At 51.7% G+C, this 21,047-nt stretch carries 18 protein-coding genes; 8 read left to right on the forward strand and 10 right to left on the reverse strand.

Annotated features, from left to right (window positions below; genetic code table 11):
- Positions 1 to 47: 47 nt before the first annotated feature.
- The 5 genes from O9139_RS09810 to O9139_RS09830 form a co-directional block, all read right to left on the reverse strand.
- Complete coding sequence (locus O9139_RS09810) at positions 48 to 1,727, reverse strand: long-chain-fatty-acid--CoA ligase (RefSeq protein WP_270879281.1); 1,680 nt, start codon at positions 1,725 to 1,727, stop codon at positions 48 to 50.
- A gap of 38 nt (positions 1,728 to 1,765) precedes the next feature.
- Positions 1,766 to 3,538: an acyl-CoA dehydrogenase family protein gene (locus O9139_RS09815; RefSeq protein WP_270879282.1), complete on the reverse strand. Its 1,773-nt coding sequence runs from the start codon at positions 3,536 to 3,538 to the stop codon at positions 1,766 to 1,768.
- A 59-nt stretch (positions 3,539 to 3,597) separates the two neighbouring features.
- Positions 3,598 to 4,779 (reverse strand): acetyl-CoA C-acyltransferase, encoded by a 1,182-nt coding sequence (locus O9139_RS09820; RefSeq protein WP_270879283.1) that lies wholly within the window; start codon positions 4,777 to 4,779, stop codon positions 3,598 to 3,600.
- 30 nt (positions 4,780 to 4,809) lie between these two features.
- On the reverse strand, positions 4,810 to 7,203 hold the full coding sequence (locus O9139_RS09825) for a 3-hydroxyacyl-CoA dehydrogenase/enoyl-CoA hydratase family protein (protein WP_270879284.1): 2,394 nt from the start codon (positions 7,201 to 7,203) through the stop codon (positions 4,810 to 4,812).
- Between the two features lie 67 nt (positions 7,204 to 7,270).
- On the reverse strand, positions 7,271 to 9,307 hold the full coding sequence (locus O9139_RS09830; RefSeq protein ID WP_270879285.1) for a (Fe-S)-binding protein: 2,037 nt from the start codon (positions 9,305 to 9,307) through the stop codon (positions 7,271 to 7,273).
- A gap of 308 nt (positions 9,308 to 9,615) precedes the next feature.
- Between O9139_RS09830 and O9139_RS09835 the strand changes: the two genes are divergently transcribed.
- The 4 genes from O9139_RS09835 to O9139_RS09850 all read left to right on the forward strand — a co-directional run bounded on the left by O9139_RS09835 (position 9,616) and on the right by O9139_RS09850 (position 12,535).
- The gene (locus O9139_RS09835; RefSeq protein ID WP_270879286.1) at positions 9,616 to 10,203 is read left to right on the forward strand and encodes a TetR/AcrR family transcriptional regulator; all 588 of its coding nucleotides are present in this window, start codon (positions 9,616 to 9,618) and stop codon (positions 10,201 to 10,203) included.
- A gap of 48 nt (positions 10,204 to 10,251) precedes the next feature.
- A complete protein-coding gene (locus O9139_RS09840) occupies positions 10,252 to 11,013 on the forward strand; it encodes an electron transfer flavoprotein subunit beta/FixA family protein (RefSeq protein WP_270879287.1) in 762 nt (253 codons plus the stop codon).
- 19 nt (positions 11,014 to 11,032) lie between these two features.
- A complete protein-coding gene (locus O9139_RS09845; RefSeq protein ID WP_270879288.1) occupies positions 11,033 to 12,016 on the forward strand; it encodes an electron transfer flavoprotein subunit alpha/FixB family protein in 984 nt (327 codons plus the stop codon).
- A 99-nt stretch (positions 12,017 to 12,115) separates the two neighbouring features.
- Positions 12,116 to 12,535 (forward strand): ester cyclase, encoded by a 420-nt coding sequence (locus O9139_RS09850; RefSeq protein WP_270879289.1) that lies wholly within the window; start codon positions 12,116 to 12,118, stop codon positions 12,533 to 12,535.
- 6 nt (positions 12,536 to 12,541) lie between these two features.
- Here O9139_RS09850 and O9139_RS09855 read toward each other — a convergent pair whose 3' ends face one another.
- The 3 genes from O9139_RS09855 to O9139_RS09865 all read right to left on the reverse strand — a co-directional run bounded on the left by O9139_RS09855 (position 12,542) and on the right by O9139_RS09865 (position 14,662).
- Positions 12,542 to 13,489 carry an alpha/beta fold hydrolase gene (locus O9139_RS09855; RefSeq protein WP_270879290.1) on the reverse strand — a complete coding sequence of 316 codons (948 nt, stop codon included), beginning with the start codon at positions 13,487 to 13,489 and terminating at the stop codon, positions 12,542 to 12,544.
- Between the two features lie 111 nt (positions 13,490 to 13,600).
- Complete coding sequence (locus O9139_RS09860; RefSeq protein WP_270879291.1) at positions 13,601 to 13,810, reverse strand: YezD family protein; 210 nt, start codon at positions 13,808 to 13,810, stop codon at positions 13,601 to 13,603.
- Between the two features lie 21 nt (positions 13,811 to 13,831).
- Entirely contained in the window at positions 13,832 to 14,662 is an 831-nt protein-coding gene (locus O9139_RS09865; RefSeq protein ID WP_270879463.1) for an alpha/beta hydrolase family protein, read from the reverse strand.
- A gap of 1,063 nt (positions 14,663 to 15,725) precedes the next feature.
- Here O9139_RS09865 and cysT point away from each other — a divergent pair.
- Genes cysT through O9139_RS09885 form a run of 4 tightly spaced genes read left to right on the forward strand, consistent with a single transcriptional unit; the run spans position 15,726 to position 19,582 of the window.
- Positions 15,726 to 16,532, forward strand: coding sequence for a sulfate ABC transporter permease subunit CysT (gene cysT / locus O9139_RS09870; protein ID WP_270879292.1), 807 nt, complete (start codon positions 15,726 to 15,728; stop codon positions 16,530 to 16,532).
- Complete coding sequence (locus O9139_RS09875) at positions 16,529 to 17,332, forward strand: sulfate ABC transporter permease subunit (RefSeq protein ID WP_270879293.1); 804 nt, start codon at positions 16,529 to 16,531, stop codon at positions 17,330 to 17,332. Before cysT ends, O9139_RS09875 begins: the two co-directional genes overlap by 4 nt.
- Before the next feature lie 41 nt (positions 17,333 to 17,373).
- Positions 17,374 to 18,459, forward strand: a complete 1,086-nt coding sequence (locus tag O9139_RS09880) for a sulfate/molybdate ABC transporter ATP-binding protein (RefSeq protein ID WP_270879294.1) — start codon at positions 17,374 to 17,376, stop codon at positions 18,457 to 18,459.
- A 22-nt stretch (positions 18,460 to 18,481) separates the two neighbouring features.
- Positions 18,482 to 19,582 carry a sulfate ABC transporter substrate-binding protein gene (locus O9139_RS09885; protein WP_270879295.1) on the forward strand — a complete coding sequence of 367 codons (1,101 nt, stop codon included), beginning with the start codon at positions 18,482 to 18,484 and terminating at the stop codon, positions 19,580 to 19,582.
- A gap of 58 nt (positions 19,583 to 19,640) precedes the next feature.
- On the opposite strand, the gene O9139_RS09890 is transcribed toward O9139_RS09885, so the two are convergent.
- Positions 19,641 to 20,435 (reverse strand): TIGR00266 family protein, encoded by a 795-nt coding sequence (locus O9139_RS09890; protein WP_270879296.1) that lies wholly within the window; start codon positions 20,433 to 20,435, stop codon positions 19,641 to 19,643.
- A 91-nt stretch (positions 20,436 to 20,526) separates the two neighbouring features.
- Complete coding sequence (locus O9139_RS09895) at positions 20,527 to 21,012, reverse strand: acyl-CoA thioesterase (protein ID WP_270879297.1); 486 nt, start codon at positions 21,010 to 21,012, stop codon at positions 20,527 to 20,529.
- Positions 21,013 to 21,047: the final 35 nt, after the last annotated feature.

A 21,047-nucleotide genomic window follows, 5' to 3' on the forward strand; every position in this document is an offset into this window, starting at 1 on the left:
TCCTATTTTTCTCTTTATTCCGTATTTTGTCAAATTACAGCAAGCTCTTAAGAGCTCTGCTTCTGCTCTTCTTCCAGCAGTTGGCGACGCAGCACTTTGCCAACGAGCGTTTTGGGCAGCGTCTCGCGGAACTCGACCTTGCGCGGCACTTTGAAGGCAGCTAACCGCTCGCGGCACCAGAGCTCAAGCTCTCGCTCCGTCAGCTTCATGCCGGGCTTCAAAACGACAAATGCTTTAACCGTTTCCCCGCGATACTCATCGGGGATGCCAATTACCACCGCTTCCATAATCGCCGGGTGCTCGAACAAAATCTCCTCAACTTCACGCGGGTAAATATTGTAACCGCCAGCGATAATCAAATCTTTTTTCCTATCGACAATAGCAAAAAAGCCATCCTCATCCATCCGCGCCATATCGCCCGTATACAGCCAGCCATCGCGCAGCGTCATCGCCGTCTCCCGATCGCGGTTCCAGTAGCCTCGCATCACTTGCGGCCCTTTGACAATCAGCTCGCCGATCTCACCCAGCGGCACCTCTTCGCCCGTTTCCGAATTGACCACCTTGGCGTCCGTGTCCGGAAACGGAATTCCGATCGTCCCGATCTTCCGATATCCCCAAACAAGATTGGCATGCGTGACCGGAGAAGCCTCCGTGAGCCCATATCCTTCGACAATCCGCCCGCCGGTCAAAGCTTCGAACCGCTCCTGCACCTCCAAGGGCAAGGGCGCCGAACCGCTTACACAGACGTTGATGGACGAAATATTGTAATCTTGGATTCGTTTGTGATTAATCAATGCCACATACATGGTCGGCGCACCTGGAAAAATGGTCGGTTTCAGATCATTGATCGTATCGAGAATCAAATTGATGTCAAATTTCGGTATGAGAATCAACATCCCTGCCCGAAATACGGACTGATTCAGCAGCACCGTCAAACCAAACACGTGAAAACAGGGAATGGCACCCAAAAAGCGCTCTTCACCAAACTGAACTTTGTAACACCAGTTACTCGTTTGATACGTGTTAGCCACCACATTATAGTGCGTGAGCATCACACCTTTGGCAATCCCCGTCGTCCCGCCGGTGTACTGCAGCAGCGCCAAATCTTGCTCAGCATCCACATCTACACAGATAGGAGTGGCGGAAGCGGAGCGCAGCAGCTTTTTGAAGCTGTGCACCCCTTCCCCCTGTTCAACCGCCAGGTTGACGCCATCCTTCTTCATTTTCAGCGGGTAAAGCACATTTTTCGGAAAAGGCAAGTAGTCCTTAATCGATGAAACGACGATATGTTCTAGCGAAGGCGTCTTCTCCTTGGCCTTCTGCACACGGGCGAACAACAAATCCAACGTCACAATGACCTTCGCTCCGGAATCAGAGAGCTGGTGAACCAACTCCCGCTCCATATATAGCGGACTCGTCTGGACGACGATCCCCCCCATCATCAAAGTTCCAAAGTAAGCAATGACGGCAGGCGGACAATTCGGCATCATGATCGCCACGCGGTCGCCTCGATTCACGCCCAATGCCGTCAGCACATTCGCAAAGCGATACGATGCTTCAAGGAACGCTTTGTACGTCATTTTTTTGCCCATAAAATAGATCGCCGGTCTGTCCGGAAATTTTTTGGCTGATTGGACCAAAAGACGTGCCAGATTATGCTTCGGGTACTCGAAAGTCGGAGCCACCTCACTGGGATAGTGACGCAGCCAAGGCTTTGTTGGAGACATACAAAACCATCCCTTTCAGCTTCGTGATGTGAACTGGATTACACGACGTACTTTTCACCTTGAATCACGCGAGCAGCAATTTCCCTTTTCAAACCAATCGTGTTCACGCCGCTTCGGCGGCACAGCTTTTTCAAGATCGACAGCTGCGTGCGCAGCACATCGCCTTCTTCCATCGTGCTTAACGCTTCTTTCGCATATGCTTCGATGCTGTCGAACGCCTCGTGAACAAATACCGTCGTCATTTGCACGGCATGCTTCGCCTTCTCTTCCCCGCCTTTGGCCATCAGTTTCTGTGTACGCAGAAGACCGCTCTCCGCCGCAAAAATTTGAATCATCATATCCGCCAAATTACTCAACACCTCTTGCTGCTTCTCCAGCGCCATCCCGTATTTTTGCACGGCAACACCGCCAACCATCAAGAAAATCTTTTTGGCCATTTCGACGAGATGCTTCTCTTCTTCCAACACACCTTCAAAGACTTGGCCCGGCACCAAAGCCAGCAGCTCCCCTTGGAGCGCTTGCGCTTTTTGCAGCAAAGGCAGCTCGCCTTTCATCGCTTTTTTGACCAGCGTTCCCGGAATAAGCAGGCGGTTAATTTCATTCGTTCCTTCAAAAATCCGGTTAATCCGTGAATCCCGATAAATCCGCTCCACTTTGTATTCTTGAATAAAACCGTAGCCGCCATGAATTTGCACGCCTTCGTCAGCGACGAAGTCGAGCCCCTCGGAGGCGAATACTTTATTGATCGAGCACTCTAACGCATATTCCGAAATGCCTTTGGCCGAATGCTTACCTGCCTCCAGGCTCGTATGATCGATATCTGCCAAAATGCTGTCGAACAAGCCGCTCGTCCGGTACACCATACTTTCCATGAGGTACGTTCGGATATTCATATCCGCCAATTTTTTACCAATTAAAGGGAACTTGGAAATCGGCGTGTTGAACTGCTGGCGCGTATTCGCATAGCTGCTTGCAAGCGCAATCGTCTCCTTAGCGGCGCCTACACAGCCCACAGCCAGTTTGAAGCGGCCAATGTTGAGAATATTAAAAGCGATCAGATGGCCTTTGCCGATCTCGCCGAGCAAGTTCTCCACCGGCACATGCACGTCTTCAAAAAACAGCGGCCGGGTCGAAGAGCCTTTGATGCCCATTTTCTTTTCTTCCGGTCCCAGCGTAAAGCCAGGCAGCCCTTTTTCCACGATAAAAGCGGTAAAATCCGTGCCATTAATTTTGGCGTAAACGATAAAAATATCGGCAAATCCCGCGTTCGTAATATACAGCTTCGAACCGTTCAAGATGTAGTGCCGGCCGTCATCGGAGAGGCGTGCCGTCGTTTTAGCGCCGAGCGCATCCGAACCGGATGTCGGTTCCGTCAAGCAATAAGCCGCGATTTTGGCGCCTGTGGCCAAGTCAGGCAAATATTTTTTCTTCTGATCCGGCGTACCGAAGAAAACGATTGGCAGCGTTCCGATCCCGACATGCGCACCGATGGAAAGCGCAAACGAGGAAGCGCGCGCCAAATTCTCGCTAATAACCGTCGAGCTGACTTTATCCAGCCCGAGACCGCCGTAAATTTCCGGCACATCCGCGCCGAGCAGCCCTAAATCACCCGCTTTGCGCATGAGTCTAACGGTCAGGTCGTAATCCAGCTTCTCCAGCTGCTCATCATGCGGAAGCACTTCTCCCGTCACGAAGTCGCGTGTCGTCTCGGCAATCATCCGTGTTTCTTCGGTGAAATCCTCAGGCGTTACTATCGTGTTAAAATCTGTTTCAGCAATGACATAGCTGCCACCGATCACTTTATTTTCCATACGATCATCTCTCCCACGAATTGGAATTTAAATGAATTTCATAAATATCCCCACTAGCCTTAAGCATGAACTTCAAAAACACCTGCGGCTCCCATACCGCCACCGATACACATGGAAACAACGCCATACCCGCCGCCTCTGCGCTGCAGCTCATGAACGAGACTCGCCGTCAACTTGGCGCCTGTGCAGCCAAGCGGATGCCCAAGGGCGATGGCACCACCGTTGACGTTCACCAGCTCCTCATCGAGTTCGAGCTCACGGATGATATGGACGCACTGCGAGGCGAACGCCTCGTTGATTTCGAACAGCTTCACCTGATCGAGTGTGATTCCCGCCATCTGCAATGCCTTCGGGATCGCCTTCACCGGACCGACGCCCATAATCTCCGGCTCCACGCCCGTCAACGCAAAGGAACGAAACGTCGCCAGCGGCTTTAAGCCCAGCGCCTCTGCACGCTCGCGGCTCATCAACACCGCTGCCGCAGCGCCGTCCGACGTCTGTGACGCATTGCCCGCCGTCACCGACCCATTCAAGCTGAATGACGGCTTCAGCTTGCTCAGCCCTTCCACGGACGTATCCGGGCGCACGCCCTCGTCCGTGTCCAACACAAACTTCTTCTCGAACGCCTTCCCGCGTTCGTCCAGCCCTTTCACACACGTCGCCACAGGCACGATCTCGTCTTTGAACTTGCCGGCGGCAATCGCTGCTGCCGCCTTCCGGTGACTGCGCGTCGCGAAGGCGTCCTGCTCCTCGCGCGTAATGCCGAAGCGTCTGGCGACCTCTTCGGCCGTATGGCCCATGCCCATGTACACCTCAGGCATGGTCTCCACGAGCTGCGGATGCGGCGAGAGCTTGAAGCCCGTCATCGGGACGTGGCTCATGCTCTCTACGCCTCCGGCGACAATCACCTCCGCGTGCCCGAGCATGATGCGCTCCGCCGCATAAGCGATCGCCTGCAGCCCGGAGGAACAGAAGCGATTGACCGTGATCGCCGGCACGGTCACAGGGAAGCCCGCGTAGAGCGCCATCGTGCGGGCAAAGTTCAACCCTTGCTCGCCCTCAGGCATCGCGCATCCGATGATGATATCTTCCACATCGCTCTTTTCCAAGCCTGGCGCGCGCCGAAGCGCTTCCTCCAGCACCGCTTTGCCAAGGTCTTCCGCACGCGTTTGCGCGAAGCTGCCTTTTTTCGCGCGACCGACCGCCGTACGTGTTATCGATACTATGACTGCTTCCTTCATCGGTTTCACCTCATTATCGAAATGGTGTTGTTAGTTGCGAAGCGGCTTTCCTTTGGACAGCATATACTGCATGCGCTGCTGCGTCTTCGGCTCGCCGCAAAGGCTGAGGAACGCTTCAAGCTCCAGATCGAGCAAATATTGCTCCGTGACGAGCGTACCAGCCGGAAGATTGCCGCCGGACAAGATGTGTGCGAGCTTATTGGCAATCAACACATCGTGATCGCTGATATAGCCGCCTTGGCGCATCGTGTACGCCGCAATCTGCATCACTGCCTTGCCATTCTCGCCGACAACACGGAATTTCTCTTGCGGTCTTGGCGTATATCCTGCTTGATCCATGCGCAGCACGGCTTGCTTCGCTTCATACACGCGGTGATCCGGATTGATCACAACGCCATCCTGGGCCCGCATAAAGCCTAGGCGCTTCGTATCATGGCCGCTCGTCGATACTTTAGCCATAGCGATCGTTTCGAAGGCATGGTTGATGAACGGCTGCAGATCCACCTCCGGATCTGCGATATGCTGGCTGGCGCGCAGCGCAAGCTCCTTACAGCCCCCGCCCGCCGGTATAAGGCCTACCCCCACTTCGACGAGACCGAAATAGGTCTCCGCAGCGAACAGGATTTGATCCGCAGGCAAACACGCTTCGACGCCACCACCGAGCGTCATGCGGTGCGGAGCCGCCACAACCGGTTTTTCCAGACCTTTGAGCTTCATCATGGCGTTCTGGAACAGCCGGATGATGTTCGCCACTTCATCCCACTCGCCATCCTGCGCTTCCATGAGCAGCAGCATTAAATTGGCGCCGACGCAAAAGTTTTTCCCCTCGTTCGCCAGCACTAAACCGCGATAATTTTGCCGTACTTCGTCTACGCTCTGCCCAATCATCGTTAAAATATCTGCGCCAATCGCGTTATTCGGTGAATGAAACTCCAGACAAGCCACGCCGTCGCCGATATCGATCAAACTGGCTCCGCTGTTTGCGCGAATGACCTTTTTTTGCTGCTTGAGCGTCTGTAGGGAAATCAGTTCCGGTCTGGTCTCAAGCCCCCGGTAATCGCCAGCCAAGTAATAGAATGTCCGTCCTTGATTTTGCCGATAGAAGCTGTCGTTCCCCAAAGCAATCCATTCTTTGACCCACGCCGGCACGACGCTTCCTTCTGCTTCCATACGCTCCACAGATCGCTTCAAACCGATTGCATCCCAGGTCTCAAACGGTCCCAGATCCCAGTTGAAGCCCCATTTGAGTGCATTATCAATGTCCACGATGGAATCGGCAATTTCCCCCAATTTGTCTGCGGAGTACAGCAGCACAGGTTTCAAAATGTTCCACGCCAATTCAGAATATCGGTCCTTGGCGCCAAGCAGCGCTTTGATTTTCGCCGCCGCACCTTTGGCTTGTTTGGACGCTTCCAAGGAGGCTCCGCCAATTTTTCCGCCAACTGCATATTCCATTGTCACCAGGTCCAAAGCCTGAATCTCTTTGCCCCTGTCGGTTTGCACCTTTTTATAAAAGCCTTGCCCCTGCTTTTCACCGATCCAGCCCTTCTCCACCATGCTGCGCAAAATCGCCGGACTCTCAAAAATTTCCTTTTCCACAGGATCGTCTACAAGCTGGTACACATTGTTCGCGACATGAACGAACGTGTCTAGTCCAACCAGATCCAGTGTCCGGAACGTCGCGCTTTTCGGACGGCCCATCGCCGGACCTGTTACTGCGTCCACCTCTTCAACTGTGTAGCCCTTTGCCAGCATCTCGCGCAGCGTGACCAGCAATCCATACGTGCCAATCCGATTGGCGATGAAATTCGGCGTATCTTTCGCTTGCACGACGCCTTTACCAAGCTTTTTTTCGCAAAAATCGGTCATAAAATTCACGATCGCCGGATCCGTATGCTCGCCAGGAATCACTTCCAGCAGTTTCATATATCTCGGCGGGTTGAAGAAATGCGTGCCTAAGAAATGCTTTTTGAATTCACTGCCTGCTTGCTCGGCCATGGCGTTAATAGATATTCCTGACGTATTCGAGGAAACAATCGTCCCAGGCTTCCAGACCCTTTCAATACGGCTGATCAACTGCTGTTTAATCTGCAGATTCTCAACAACGACTTCGATAATCCAGTCGACCTCGCCGAGCTTGCTCAGATGGTCATCCAGATTACCTGGCGTAATGCGCTGGGCAAAGCTTTCGCTGTAGAGCGGGGCCGGGTTCGTTTTTTGCAGCTTGTCGATGGCTTGAACCGCCAACCGGTTGCGGACTTTGGGATGCTCCAGCGTTAGTCCAGTCGCTTCTTCTTGCGGCAGCAGCTTACTGGGCACGATGTCCAGCAGAAGTACGGGAATGCCTGCATTCGCTAAATGGGCGGCGATACCGGAGCCCATCACTCCGGAGCCGATTACGGCCGCTGTTCGGATCGTTGTCATTGGGAGTAACCTCCTTAAAATTGTGATCAGCTGCTAATCTTTTGCTTAGTCGGCATCAGCCCTTGCCTCAAGCCGATGCCCCGAATACGGACATCTCCAAAATCTCGGCGATATCCCGCGCCTTCACCCGCTCATCGACCTCCTTCAGCTTGGCGCCATCCTCAACCATCGTCAGGCAGTATGGACATGCGGAGCTGATGATCGTCGGATTTACGGTGAGCAGCTGCTCGGTCCGCGCCACATTGACACGGGTTCCTGCCGTTTCCTCCATCCACATCATGCCGCCTCCCGCTCCACAGCACATGCTGTTCTCGCGGGAACGCGCCTGCTCCACCAGCTCGACACCGGGGATCGCTCTCAGTACATTACGCGGTTGATCATACACCTCGTTGTACCGCCCCAAATAGCAGGAGTCGTGGTAAGTAATACGCTCATGCACTTCATGCTGCGGCTTAAGCCGCCCTTCCTTCACCCATAGATCCAACAGCTCGGTATGGTGATAAACCTCCGCCTCCAAACCGAATTCCGGATATTCGTTTTTTAAGGTATGGTACGTGTGCGGGCAAGCCGTTACGATTTTCTTCACCTTATACTTCTGAAAAGTCGCAATATTGTCTGCACACAGCTGCTGGAATAAAAATTCATTACCCATACGTCTAGGGGTATCGCCGGAATTTTTCTCCTCGTTGCCCAATATGGCAAACGAAATACCGGCTTCATTCATTAAGCGGACGAACGCTTTCGTAATCTTACGGCTGCGGTTATCATAAGAGCCCATGGAGCCTACAAAAAACAAATATTCGAACTGCGGATTCTCCCTCACCGTGCGCACTCGCAGCTCCCCGTCGGGATCGACTTCCTTAACCCACTTCACACGGTCGTTGCGGCTGATGCCCCACGGATTCCCTTGCCGTTCGATATTTTGCAAAGCGCGCTGCCCGTCGTGCGGCATACTGCCTTGCGTTAAGACAAGATGGCGGCGCAAGTCGATAATTTTATCCACATGCTCGTTGCCGACCGGACACTGATCCTCGCAATTGCGGCATGTCGTGCAAGCCCACAGCTCTTCCTCGGTAATGACGTCGCCAATCAACTCGGCTGTAAGCGGATCTTGTGTTCGATGTCCTGCAAAAGCCATGGCGGGAACCCACGGAGATTTAGATGTGATAGCTGCGCCCTTCTCCGTTAAATGATCGCGCAGCTTCGTAATCAGATGCATGGGGGATAGCAGCTTGCCTGTCGTATTGGCGGGACACATGCTCGTGCAGCGACCGCACTCCACGCAGGAGTAGAAATCGAGCATTTGCTTTTGCGTGAACTCCTCAATTTTGCCTACGCCGAACGATTCGGCATTCTCATCTTCCAAATCGAGTGAAACCAGCTTGCCGACCGGTTCTGTACGGCGAAGCAAAATATTGATCGGGGCCGTAATAATATGGAAATGCTTCGATTGCGGCACGTAGATAAGAAAAGAAAGCAAAATAAGCAAATGCAGCCACCAGCCAGCATAAAATCCAACAGTGGCCGCCATCGGCGACATGCCGCTGAAGGCGGAAGCAAGCAGCGAAGAGATCGGCGCAAAGCTGGAGGACGACAGCCCCTCGCGCACACGTTCGAACCCTGCGGTCACCAGCACAGACAGCATCAAAAAGAAGATAAAGAAGACGACGATACTCGGCTTCCACCCGCGCTTCAGCCTTTTCAACTTTTCCACATAACGCCTGTATGTTGCATAACCCATGGCGATCAGGATGAGTGCAACCGTGATCTCCTGTATAAGGGTAAAAAACGAGTAACCCGGGACAGGTAACCCATGGCCAATTAATCCTTTTAAAATCAGATCAAGGGCCCCCAACTGCAGGATAATGAAGCCGTAAAAGATCACAATATGCATGATGCCGCTCTTTTTATCCTTCAATAGCTTCGTTTGGCCAAACACCTGAATGGCGAATTCCTTCAACCTTGCTTTCGCTTCTTTTTCTAATTGAACGTTCTTGCCAAGCTTGATATACAAATATCGGTGGTACACCACTCTGCCGAACAGATAGACCGCATACCCGGTAACGGCCAGAAACAATAGGAACTGAATAAGTGAACCGGACATTGGACATCCTCCTTCAACCGCTAAGTCATCTTGCCTACTGAGCCAACATCTGTTTCTCTGGTTGCGTCATCCCCTTCCGTAAAAGCGCTTACATTCCATCCTCGTAAAAAAGCATTTTCATTTTGGAGTAAAGTGCCATACTAGAAAGATGCTTGTTAATTTTTAGTAGACCTGAATGCCGCTTCCTGCTTGAACTTCATGCCTGGAATTCGCCGTTGACAAGGTATACTGCATATTTTATGATGAGATTAAGAAATGAATGAGTATTCATTCACCGATATCTGTATTCTAACACCGAGGTGATTCGCTTGACAAGTAGCAAAAAACCAGACAAGTATTACGCGATTCTCGAAGGCGCGCTCAAGGTGTTCGCTGAGAATGGCTACCACAAATCGCAAGTATCGCGCATCGCCAAGGAAGCCGGTGTAGCAGATGGCACGATCTATCTTTACTTTAAGAAGAAGGAGGATATTTTGACCAGCCTCTTTCAAGAGAAGCTCGGTGAGCTTGTCGTCAAGTTCAATGAAGGCATCCACGAACAGATGACGGCCAAGGAATCGCTGCGGCGCGTGTGTGAGATCCATTACTCTGAGCTGGAGAACAACGTCCATCTTGCCTATGTAACGCAAATCGAGCTGCGCCAGAGCGATCTTGGGCTGCGCAAAGAGATTGGCCAAGCGCTAAAGAGATATATTGCCTTCATCGAAAATATACTGGAAAGAGGCAAGCAAGACGGCAGCTTCCACCCGGATACGGATGTCAAGCTCGTGCGGCTCCTCATCTTCGGCGCGATGGACGAAGTCGTCACTTCCTGGCTCATCTCTGGCCGGAAGTACTCGCTCACAGAGCAGGTTGGCAAAACCATCAACTTCTTCTTGAAAGGCATTGAAGCATAAGCGTTAGTAAGCTCTTCATAACATGTATATTCAGAAAGGAGCTTGGGTATGGACATTTTTGTATTGGTGAAGCAAACGTTTGATACGGAGGAAAAGATTACGCTGCAAGGCGGAAGCGTTGTTGAGGATGGCGCGAAGTTCGTCATCAATCCTTACGATGAATATGCCGTTGAGCAGGCTATTCAAATCCGTGACGATCAAGGCGGTAAAGTAACCGTCGTGTCCGTCGGACCGGACCGTACGGCCGAAGCTCTGCGCACCGCGCTCGCTATGGGTGCAGATGAAGCGGTGCTGATATCGGATGATCGTATTCAAGGGGATGAATTTGAGGTTGCGGAAATATTGGCCTCTTATTTGCGTGGACAATCGATTGATTTGCTGCTCGGCGGCAACTTCTCCGTGGACAACGGCGCAAGCCAAGTCGCCATTCGCGTGGCGGCGCTGCTGGGGATCCCGCATGTGACTGCGATTACGAAGCTGGATCTCGATAGCGGTACAGCCGTCGCCCACCGCGACGCGGAAGGCGATGTAGAGATCATTGAAGTCCCGCTCCCTGCGCTCTTCACCGCACAACAAGGTCTCAATGAGCCGCGCTACCCTTCTCTGCCGGGGATTATGAAAGCCAAGAAAAAGCCGTTCCAGCATTTGACGCTGGACGATATTGAAGCAAGTGCTGCTCTGGCCAAAACCAAACGTGTCGAACTGGCGCTGCCGCCGGAGCGGAAAGCAGGACGCATCCTTAAGGGTGAACTTGGCCAGCAAGTGACAGAACTTGTGCAGGCGTTGCGTAACGAATCCAAAGTGATCTAATCAAGAGGAGGCTACTACTATGCCAAAAACATTTCTCATTGTTGCGGAAGCTCGCGGCGGCAAGCTTCGTCAAGTATCCTTTGAAACGTTACGCGCAGCTCAGCTATCTGCGGAAGAGGGCGATGCCATCGCGGCCGTACTGATCGGCGGGCCAGGCAGCAAAGCGCTAGCCGGCGAGCTGGCGGCTTACGGCGCAGACGCCATCTATAGCGTCGAAGACGCCGCGCTCGATCATTACAGCTCGGAGGCGTATTTGACGGCATTGCTGGCGGTGGTCGACACACTGAAGCCGCATGCCGTCTACTTCGGCCACACGGCGAGCGGCCGCGATCTTGCCCCGCTGACCGCAGCGAAGCTTGAGGCCGGTCAGCTTTCGGACGTGACCGCCATCGAGCGCGGCGACGGTGGCGTGCTGTTCACGAGACCGCTGTATGCCGGCAAAGCGGTCGAGAAGAAAGCGTTTACCGACCCCGACAGCACATGGATCGTGACGATACGACCCAACAACATCGCTCCGCAGGCGCCTGACGCTTCGCGTCAAGCCGCTGTCACCGATGTTGCCTACCCCGCTCCCTCCCTGCGCACCATCGTCCGGGAGGTTGTAAAAAAAACGTCCGGCGCCATCGACTTGGCTGAAGCCAAGATCGTCGTCTCCGGCGGACGGGGCGTGCGCAGCGCCGAAGGCTTCCGCCCGCTCGAAGAGCTGGCGGCCGTGCTCGGCGGCGCTGTCGGTGCTTCCCGCGGCGCGTGTGACGCGGGATATTGCGAGTACGCGATGCAAATCGGCCAGACCGGCAAGGTCGTGACGCCGGAGATCTACATCGCGTGCGGCATTAGCGGCGCCATCCAGCATTTGGCGGGGATGAGCAGCTCGCGGGTGATTATCGCGATCAATAAGGACCCGGAGGCGCCGATCTTTAAAATCGCCGACTACGGCATCGTCGGCGATCTGTTTGAGGTCGTGCCGCTGCTGACCGAAGAGTTCCGCCGTTTCCTGCAATAAGAATGAACCAGCTTGCCGCTCGTGCGCAAGCTGGTTTTTTTATTGTTTTTTAGCGCGATTGCAGGTAAACTTTACTAAAAAAGATAGGAGAGAAAGGCTATGTTATCACCAACCGAGACGATTCGCCAATTTTTTGCTCAAGTTCGCTCTGGACTTAACCCGGATGCAGCGCACCAGTTCATGGCTGAGCAAGTGCTTGCGCACCAAATGACAGCTGAGAACGAAACGACCGTTAAGCGAACGCCCGGCAATTATGCGGACCATGTGCGGGAAATGATGGACGCTTACGGCGCATTTCAGCTGGAAATCCAAGAAATCATCGCACAGGAGAATCGTGTGTATGTGCGTTGGAAGCAAACCGGACAGCATGTCGGCGAGGTGGATGGCTTCGCACCGACAGGCCGAACCGTTATCGAAATCGCCAGCGCCGTTTATCGCGTAGAGGAAGGCCGGATCGTGGAGTATTGGATTCAGATCGACCGGGAAGGTATCCGTGCGCAGCTGCAGCGGAATGCATAAACAACCTTAGCGTTGTACTTGTCCGTCCAGCCAGGTCAATACATCCTGCATCACTTCATCGCGATTCGTTTCATTGAGCATCTCGTGACGTCCACCTGGGTACAGTTTGTAGCTAACATGCTGAAGGCCCAGACTCTCGTACATACGAATCAGCTTTTTCACGCCTTTGCCTTGATCCCCGACGGGATCCTCCTCCCCGGACAGCACGAATACTTTCAGCCCTTTTCGCAGCTTGCACACATAGTCGTAACGATGAATTTCTTTGAGCCCGCGGAAAAAATCCCGATAAAAACCCGCAGTAAAGATTACACCGCAATAGGGATCCGCTTCATACTTATCGACTTCTTGTCCGTCCCGGCTGATCCAATCCGATGGTGTGCGATTCGGGGCGAACTTTTTATTATAGGCGCCAAACACAAGCGTGTTGATCACTTTACTGCGGTGATGGTCGCCTAATAAAGCGCATTCGAGTCTCGCTATCGCGATTCCTCCGTTCAGCATCGCTCCCTGCGGACCGTTGGATCCGGATAAAATGAAGCCTTGCACGTGGTCCGGATTCGTATTCATATAGGAGACCATATAATGCTGCGTCAAAAATGAACCCATGCTGTGTCCAAATATGAAAAATGGCAGCTTCATTCCATACTTAATCCGCAGGTGGCTCGTAATGCCGCTCATATGACTCACTAAGCAACGAAAGCTATCTTTGGGTAATTTCCCGACTTGCTCAGGGGATCCGGCTGTTTTGCCGTGGCCTAGATGATCATTCGCATACACCGCATAGCCCTGCTGAGTTAAAAATAATGCCAGCCGTTCGTAACGTGCTGCCGTTTCCGCCATGCCATGCGAAATTTGAACGACAGCTTTGATCGGTGTTTGCTTATCCGGCAGCCACTCATAGACATAGATTGCGTTGCCCTTTGAATCTTTCCATACAAAGTGCTTTTTCTGCATGCAGCTCCCCCTCCGGAATGTATAGCTTAAGTATACCGTTTCTTTGACATGAAAACAGCCCCTTTCCGAAGAAAGCGGGCTGTTCACAAGCAGATGAATGAGGCGTGCAAGCTAGGCTTTGCTGGACTGCTTTGCACTTTTTACCGCAACCAACGGAGATTGTGCTGGAGATGGGGTATCGAACCTTTTCCGTTCGGTTTTATCGATCTGTGCGATGCGCCCGTCATGTACCACGATTTGTACCGAGCCATACTCCAATCCGTTCAAAATTTGTTTAATCCGTTCCATCCAAACTTCATCCAACTCCAATGGTTTTGCCATCTTCGAGCCCTCCGCTCCGTATTAAATCGTCCAATCATTCCAATCCTTTTTCTGTCTCTGAATCGCCGTCAGCCAATTGAGAGTCTTCGCAAGCAATTCGTTCGTGGTGGCTGTGGATGAATACGTATGATCCGCCTGATAAATAAGCTCCAGATCGCATTGCCCTTCTTGGCGCATCCAAAACATTTTTTGATACAGCGGCGCATAATCAACTGGGATCATGTCATCGGCCGTGCCGTGGATCAGCAGCACATCGCCGTTCACTTTACGCAGCTGCTCAAACGGTTGATGTTGCGACAGCGAATCGAAAAAGCGGCTTGTCAAAGAATAGCCGTGATGATCGATGGTGCCGCCAAGCGGCAGGCGTTCGTATTCACTCTTGCCGACAATGCGCACAATGTCATTGTGAGGATGCGCCACAGCCGACCAGAGCACAAGTGTCTTAACGCGGCTGTCTCTGGCTGCGGTCAATATCGCAGTCGCCCCGCCGAGGCTATGCCCGACTAAGGTGACGCGGCTTAAATCAATACAATCTATCGTCAATGCATAATCAATGACGCTTCGTGTCTGCTCGATCAGCACATCCAAGCCGCCGGCTCCATAATCTCCCGTGCTTTCACCACAACCGCCATAATCAAAACGAAGCACAAAATAGCCTTGGCTGCTGAACTCACGGGCTGCCTTCACAAACAAACGGTCAACACCTATCCGGCTGCCGATGAAGCCATGACATATGATGATCAGCGGCCATCGCTGACAATCCGGCCGACCGGCTTCCGTTTGATTTGTAGGGTAATGCAGCGTAGCCGCCAATTCCGATTTTTCGCTTTGTATGGTGATTGTGTGCTCCATCATGCAAGACTTCCTTCCATTCCAATATGTATAATGCCTTATGCCCTATTACGAATCTTGCCATTATCGCCACCACTTAACGTATCCAGCAATCGTCTACGATATCCGAGCGACATCCCCTTTCTATCATCAAAATCAGATGTGCCTTTATCGTTCTCCGGTCGTCCGGTGGATAATAAATAATTCCGATAAGTTTACTTAGTTTTATTTATAAAGTTATCTTAGCACCAGCTTTCAGAGGTGTCAATCCCTGATAAAAGAAAAAACTACCCTGCTGACGGATAGTTTTGCGACTCATTTTTGGACTAGACATCTACAGTTCGATAAAACCAAACTACAGCAACTTTTATGCCCCTCTCAGCATCCCGAAGTCCGGAAATACCCACTTGCAAAGGTCAATTGAGCCGGATCCTCTCCAAAACTAGCTTGTAATTGGGCACATTCGGTCTGCAGCACCATTTCCCCACCGCCACACGTCTGCAGTCCGGCAAAACCGAACTACAGCAACTTTATCCGCCCCTCAGCATCCCGCTGTCCGGAAATGCCCACTTGCAAAGGTCAATTGAGCCGGATCCTCTCCCAATCTCCACGCCGCCACGGGGCTAGCTAAGAACGAACAAATAAGTCAAAAAGACAGAAGCTTGTTCTATTTCTACTATTATAAATGTCTTCGCACATACGCCCCTGCATATCCTGAACCAACCTTAAACAAAGACTCTTTGTTCTTGCGATCGGGAGAAAAGCTTGATGGAATAAAACAAAAAGACCCCCTGTTCCTGCCTCCATCATATGGACGCTCGATACGAGGGAGTCTCCAGCGGTCTGGTTGACTCTTATTTATGTTTTATAGCTTTAATTTCACACTAATTCACTTGGAATTAAACCCATCTTATCACCTAATATTCGCAGCGTCAACGAGAAATTCGGCCGAATTCGCCTTGTTTTATAAGAGAATATTATGAGTCTTTAAAAAAATAATTATTGACAACGAAGCAAATCCATTGTTATAGTCAACTCAATTCCAAGTATTTCAATGCGATTAATAAATTTCGGGTGGTGTAACGTGAGTAACAAAATATTTAAAGCTACGGTTCATTCTGTGCTTATCGGCTATCTGATCGTTCTGTTGATTCTGCCGATCGCCTCCATCTATGTGAAAGGATTTTCCTTAGGGTGGGACGCGTTTTGGAAGGAAGTTACGGGACCGTTAGCCTGGAAATCGATTCTGCTAACCGTCAAGCTGAGCATCATCTCGACGTTGATCGAAGCCGTTGTCGGCAGCATCATCGCCTATGTGCTCGTCCGCTACACGTTTCGTGGCAAAAGCATATTGAACAGCATGGTCGATCTGCCCTTCTCACTGCCAACCTCTGTGGCCGGTCTGATGTTCCTCACCCTGCTAGGACCAAAAAGTCCGCTGGGCATTTGGCTGGACCATCTCGGCATTACGCTGCTGTACAACCAGACGGCGATCGTGATCGGACTGGTGTTCGTGACGTTCCCCTTTGTGATCAGAACCGTTCAACCGCTTCTGGAGCAGCTTGACGCTGCAGAAGAACAAGCCAGCTATACACTAGGCGCCGGCAAATGGTACACGTTCCGCAAAGTGATATTTCCGGCTATTTTTCCAGGCATCATAGCCGGAAGCATGCTTGCCTTTTCCCGCTCCTTAGCCGAATTCGGCGCCATCTCGCTCATTTCCGGCAACTTGCCCGGCAAAACGATGGTCGCTTCGGTTTATATATACGGCGAAACGCAAAACTACAACCCGGAAGGCGCAGCTGCCATCTCCGTCATCCTATTGACCCTTTCGCTCCTTATCCTTTGGATCATTAACGTACTCACGCATGGAAAGGGGCGCCTGGCATGAAAAGAGCACTTATCACATTTTCCTTTCTCGTCATTTTGTTACTGATCATCCTTCCGTTTCTCGGCATTACGTTTGGCGCGTTTGAAGAAGGGGCAGGAGCTTTCTTCCAATCCCTTGCTCGTCCTGAAGCGATTCATGCCATGTATATCTCATTCATCATCGTCATTACTGTCACTGTTCTGAATACGATCGTTGGCATTTACTTGTCTTTGGAAATCGTTCGCGGATCCTGGATTGCGCGCTGGGTGAAACCTTTCATCAATGCCATCATCGACCTGCCATTTGCCGTATCGCCGATTATTGTCGGGTTGATGGTCATCCTGCTTTTTGGTCCGAATACGATGCTTGGCACTTTTTTTGAAGCTCACCACATGAAAATCGTGTATGCCCTGCCCGGCATGATTCTGGCCACCGTGTTTATCACGTTTCCCTTAATGGTGCGCGAAGTTGTCCCGCTGCTGGAGGAGATCGGCACGCAATCGGAAGAAGCTTCCGCCACTCTTGGCGCCGGACCTTGGCGCACATTCCTGCAAGTCACCTGGCCGGCTATCCGTTGGGGCGTCCTATATGGTCTTATCCTTACCATCGCCAGATCGCTCGGGGAATTCGGCTCCATCCTCGTCGTTTCCGGCAATATTATCAACCAAACTCAAACAGCGACCACGCTGGTTTACCAGGATGCGGAAAATTTCAATAACGTCGCTGCTAACGCGCTGGCATTCGTTCTAGGACTTATATCGATCGGCATTCTGCTCGTTCTCGAATGGTTGAAACATCGCAGTGAACGCCTAAGAGCTTAGTGGTTTCACCCTTATTTCGATTTTGTCAGGAGGACACCTGTATGCATATTGAGGTTAAACAAATCAACAAATACTTTGGAAATTTCCATGCGATCCAAGATGTGAATTTCAGCATTGAGAGCGGTCACCTCGTCGGTTTGATCGGTCCGAGCGGCGGTGGGAAAACGTCAATTCTCCGCATGCTCTCCGGGTTAGAAAGCCCGAGCACCGGCGACATTTATTTCGACGGTAAAGTAGCGACGCAGCTGCCCGTTCAAGAGCGCGGTATTGGCTTCGTTTTCCAAAACTACGCGTTGTTCAAACACATGTCTGTGTTCGATAACATCGCGTATGGGCTCCGTGTTTTGAAAAAGCCTAAATCCGACATTATTGATCGGGTTACTTACCTAGTTGGATTGATGGGCTTGAGCGGACATGAACATAAATACCCGCACCAACTTTCCGGCGGTCAAAGACAGCGTGTCGCCTTTGCCAGAGCGTTGGCGCCGGAGCCGAGGCTCCTTCTGCTCGATGAACCGTTCGCAGCGATCGATGCCAAAATTCGCAAGGAGCTGCGGCTGTGGCTGAGAAATCTAATCGACGAGTTTAAAGTGACGACGCTCTTCGTCACACACGATCAAGACGAAGCGATTGAGGTTGCAGATGAAATTATTATCGTGCAGCAAGGCCGGATCGAACAGCAAGGCACTCCATGGGAAATTTACACCAAACCGGCCACTTCCTTCGTCGCTTCCTTCATCGGCGAGTCGAACACTTTACCCCATTTTGTTCCGCTGCATGGCTTCCCTTACTTGGAAGAGGTGCAGCAGAATGGCAAATGGCTGCCCGACGTTAACGTGCTGATCCGTCCGGAATCCATCGAAGTCCGCCCGCATGACACTTCGATTTTGGCGACTGCAGGTGAAGCTGGCATTGTGACGCATGTTCATTTTCGCGGAGATTCCTGGTACTTGGAGATTCAGACCGGCGAACTTAAGCTTTTCGCTTACCAATCCGTTAAAGAGCGGCTTTATAAGCCAGGTGATGCGGTCAATATTTTGATCCATCAAATCTCTGTATTTGCACCAAACGGGAACAAAATCATTGAAAATCAGGCAAAACAAGATCCGATGCCTGTTTTTATATAAAATCAAAGGGGAGTTGTCATTCATGAGAAACAAAAAAACGTTAGGTACATTAACCGCAGTCTTGCTCACGGCGAGCCTTTCTTTAACAGCTTGCGGCACGGCGGATAAGACCCCAAGCTCATCGGCTTCACCACAAACAACAGCAGCTGCCGGCAGTACGCCGAAAGCAGCGGAAGGCGGCACAGTCACGATCACCATCGGCGCCTACTCGATTTTGAAAGATTCTTTCGATCAAATTTTGCCTAAGTTCAAAGAGGAATGGAAAAAGAAAACCGGTCAAACGGTCGAGTTCAAGGAGTCCTATCAAGCTTCCGGCTCACAAGCAACCGCCATTATCCAAGGTTTCGAAGCTGACATTGCCCCGCTCTCTCTGGAGGGTGACATTCAAAAAATCGTGGAAAAAGGACTCATTACCAATGATTGGAAAAGCAAGCCGCATGGCGGTATGATTACTGGCTCTATCGCAGCCATTGGCGTGCGTGAAGGGAATCCAAAGGGCATTAAAGACTTCGCCGATTTAACCAAATCTGGCGTTGAAGTACTGATCCCCAATCCTAGTACTTCCGGCGGTGCCAAATGGGATATCAATGCCATCTATGGCGCTGGACTGAAAGCTTCCGAAGCAGCCGGCAAAAAAGATCCGGAACAAGCGAAGAAATTGCTAGCGGATGTTTATAAAAATATTAAAGTGCTCGATAAAAGCGGCGCAGACTCCCTCACCACCTTCGACAAAGGTGTAGGCGATGCGATTGTCACTTATGAGAATGAATTGATCGCGCGCATCCAGAGCGGCAAAAAATATGTGGAAGTGATTCCGCAGTACACGACTTCCATTGAGAATCCCGTTGCGCTAATCGATAAGAACGTGGACAAACACGGCAACCGCGAAGCTGCGCAAGCGTTCCTGGACTACTTATGGAGCCCTGAAGCACAAAAAGTGTTTGCGGATAAAGGGTTTCGTCCGGTAGACCCGACCATCGCCAAACAGTATGAGAAAAACTACACGAATCCTTCAGGATTGTTCGATATCAAGTACCTTGGCGGCTGGGATCAAGTGAACAAAGAACTTTACGGCAAAGGCGCCATTTGGGAAACGATTCTTGCTCAAGGCGGTGCGAAGTAATAAAAAAAAGGTGCTCTGCAAGTCATTATCCATGACTGCAAGGCACCTTTTTCAATATTTATCGGCCGTCGCCATCCAGCAGATTGCCGAGCCCGCCGAGAATCCCGCCTTCTTCCTTCCGTCCACCCGGCATGGCTGCGGATACGACCCGGTCCGCCAAGCGGCTGAACGGCAGCGTTTGGATCCATACGCGCCCTGGTCCGCGCAGAGTAGCGAAGAACAACCCTTCCCCGCCGAAGAACGCGGTTTTCACACCTTTTACGAACTCGATATCGTAATCCACATTATCGGTCATCGCCACTAAGCAGCCGGTGTCGACACGAATCATCTCACCGGGACGAAGATCGCGCTGCACAATCGAACCGCCGGCATGGACGAAAGCCAAGCCGTCGCCTTCGATTTTTTGCATGATGAAGCCTTCTCCGCCAAAAAATCCAGCACCCAGCTTGCGTTGGAAAGCAATGCCAACCGAAACGCCCTTAGCCGCGCAGAGGAACGAATCCTTCTGGCAAATGAGCCTGCCGCCGAGCTCCTGCAAATCCATAGGCAAAATTTTCCCCGGATACGGAGCCGCGAAGGTCACTTGCTCTTTGCCATTGTAGCTGCGGTTCGTGAACACGGTCATGAACAAGCTCTCGCCCGTCAGCAGCCGTTTGCCTGCGCCGAGCAGTTTGCCCATGAAGCCTTTGTTGTCGCTGCTGCCGTCGCCGAAAATAGTCTCCATGTGGATGTTCTGATCCATCATCATCATGCTGCCTGCTTCGGCAACGACGCTTTCGCCCGGGTCCAATTCGATCTCCACGTACTGCATTTCATTTCCGAGAATTCGATAATCGATTTCGTGTGCATTCATACGGGTTGGGTTCCTCCTAATATTGAAAATCCATATATACTTCTACTTATTACGGTTTGAAGCAACGTTGGTTTCAACTGAGGTACAAGTGTTAAAAGGTATGCGCCATCCGCTCCGCTTTACGCTGTTTGCGCGCTTCATAGCGGGCGGCGGCAGTTTCAAACAGCCGCTTCTCTTCGTCTGTCTCCGGGATGATGGCCGGTACGGGAGTAGGCTGCCCCTTTTCGTCCAACGCCACGAAGGTGAGGTACGATTCGGCTGTCGTTTTCTTTTCGCCGGTCAGCAAGTTCTCCGACTCCACCTTCACATACACTTCCATGGAGCTGCGGTGCGTCCACGTGACGACAGCTTCCAATTGAATCGCTTCACCCAATTTGACCGGCGCAAAGAAGTCCAGGCTGTCACTGGAAGCCGTCACGACGCCACGACGAGAATGGCGCATCGAAGCGATCGTTGCCACTTTATCGATATATTGCATAACACGGCCGCCAAACACGGTATGGTGATAATTCGTATCGGCCGGCAAAATGATTTCTGTTAACACTGTCCGCGAGAGTCTCGCTGGTTTTGCATCCAAGATAATTCCTCCTGTGCCGTTCTAAGATGTTCGTA

Source organism: Paenibacillus aestuarii (genome assembly GCF_027789125.1).
Classification (GTDB): Bacteria; Bacillota; Bacilli; order Paenibacillales; family NBRC-103111; genus Paenibacillus_E; species Paenibacillus_E aestuarii.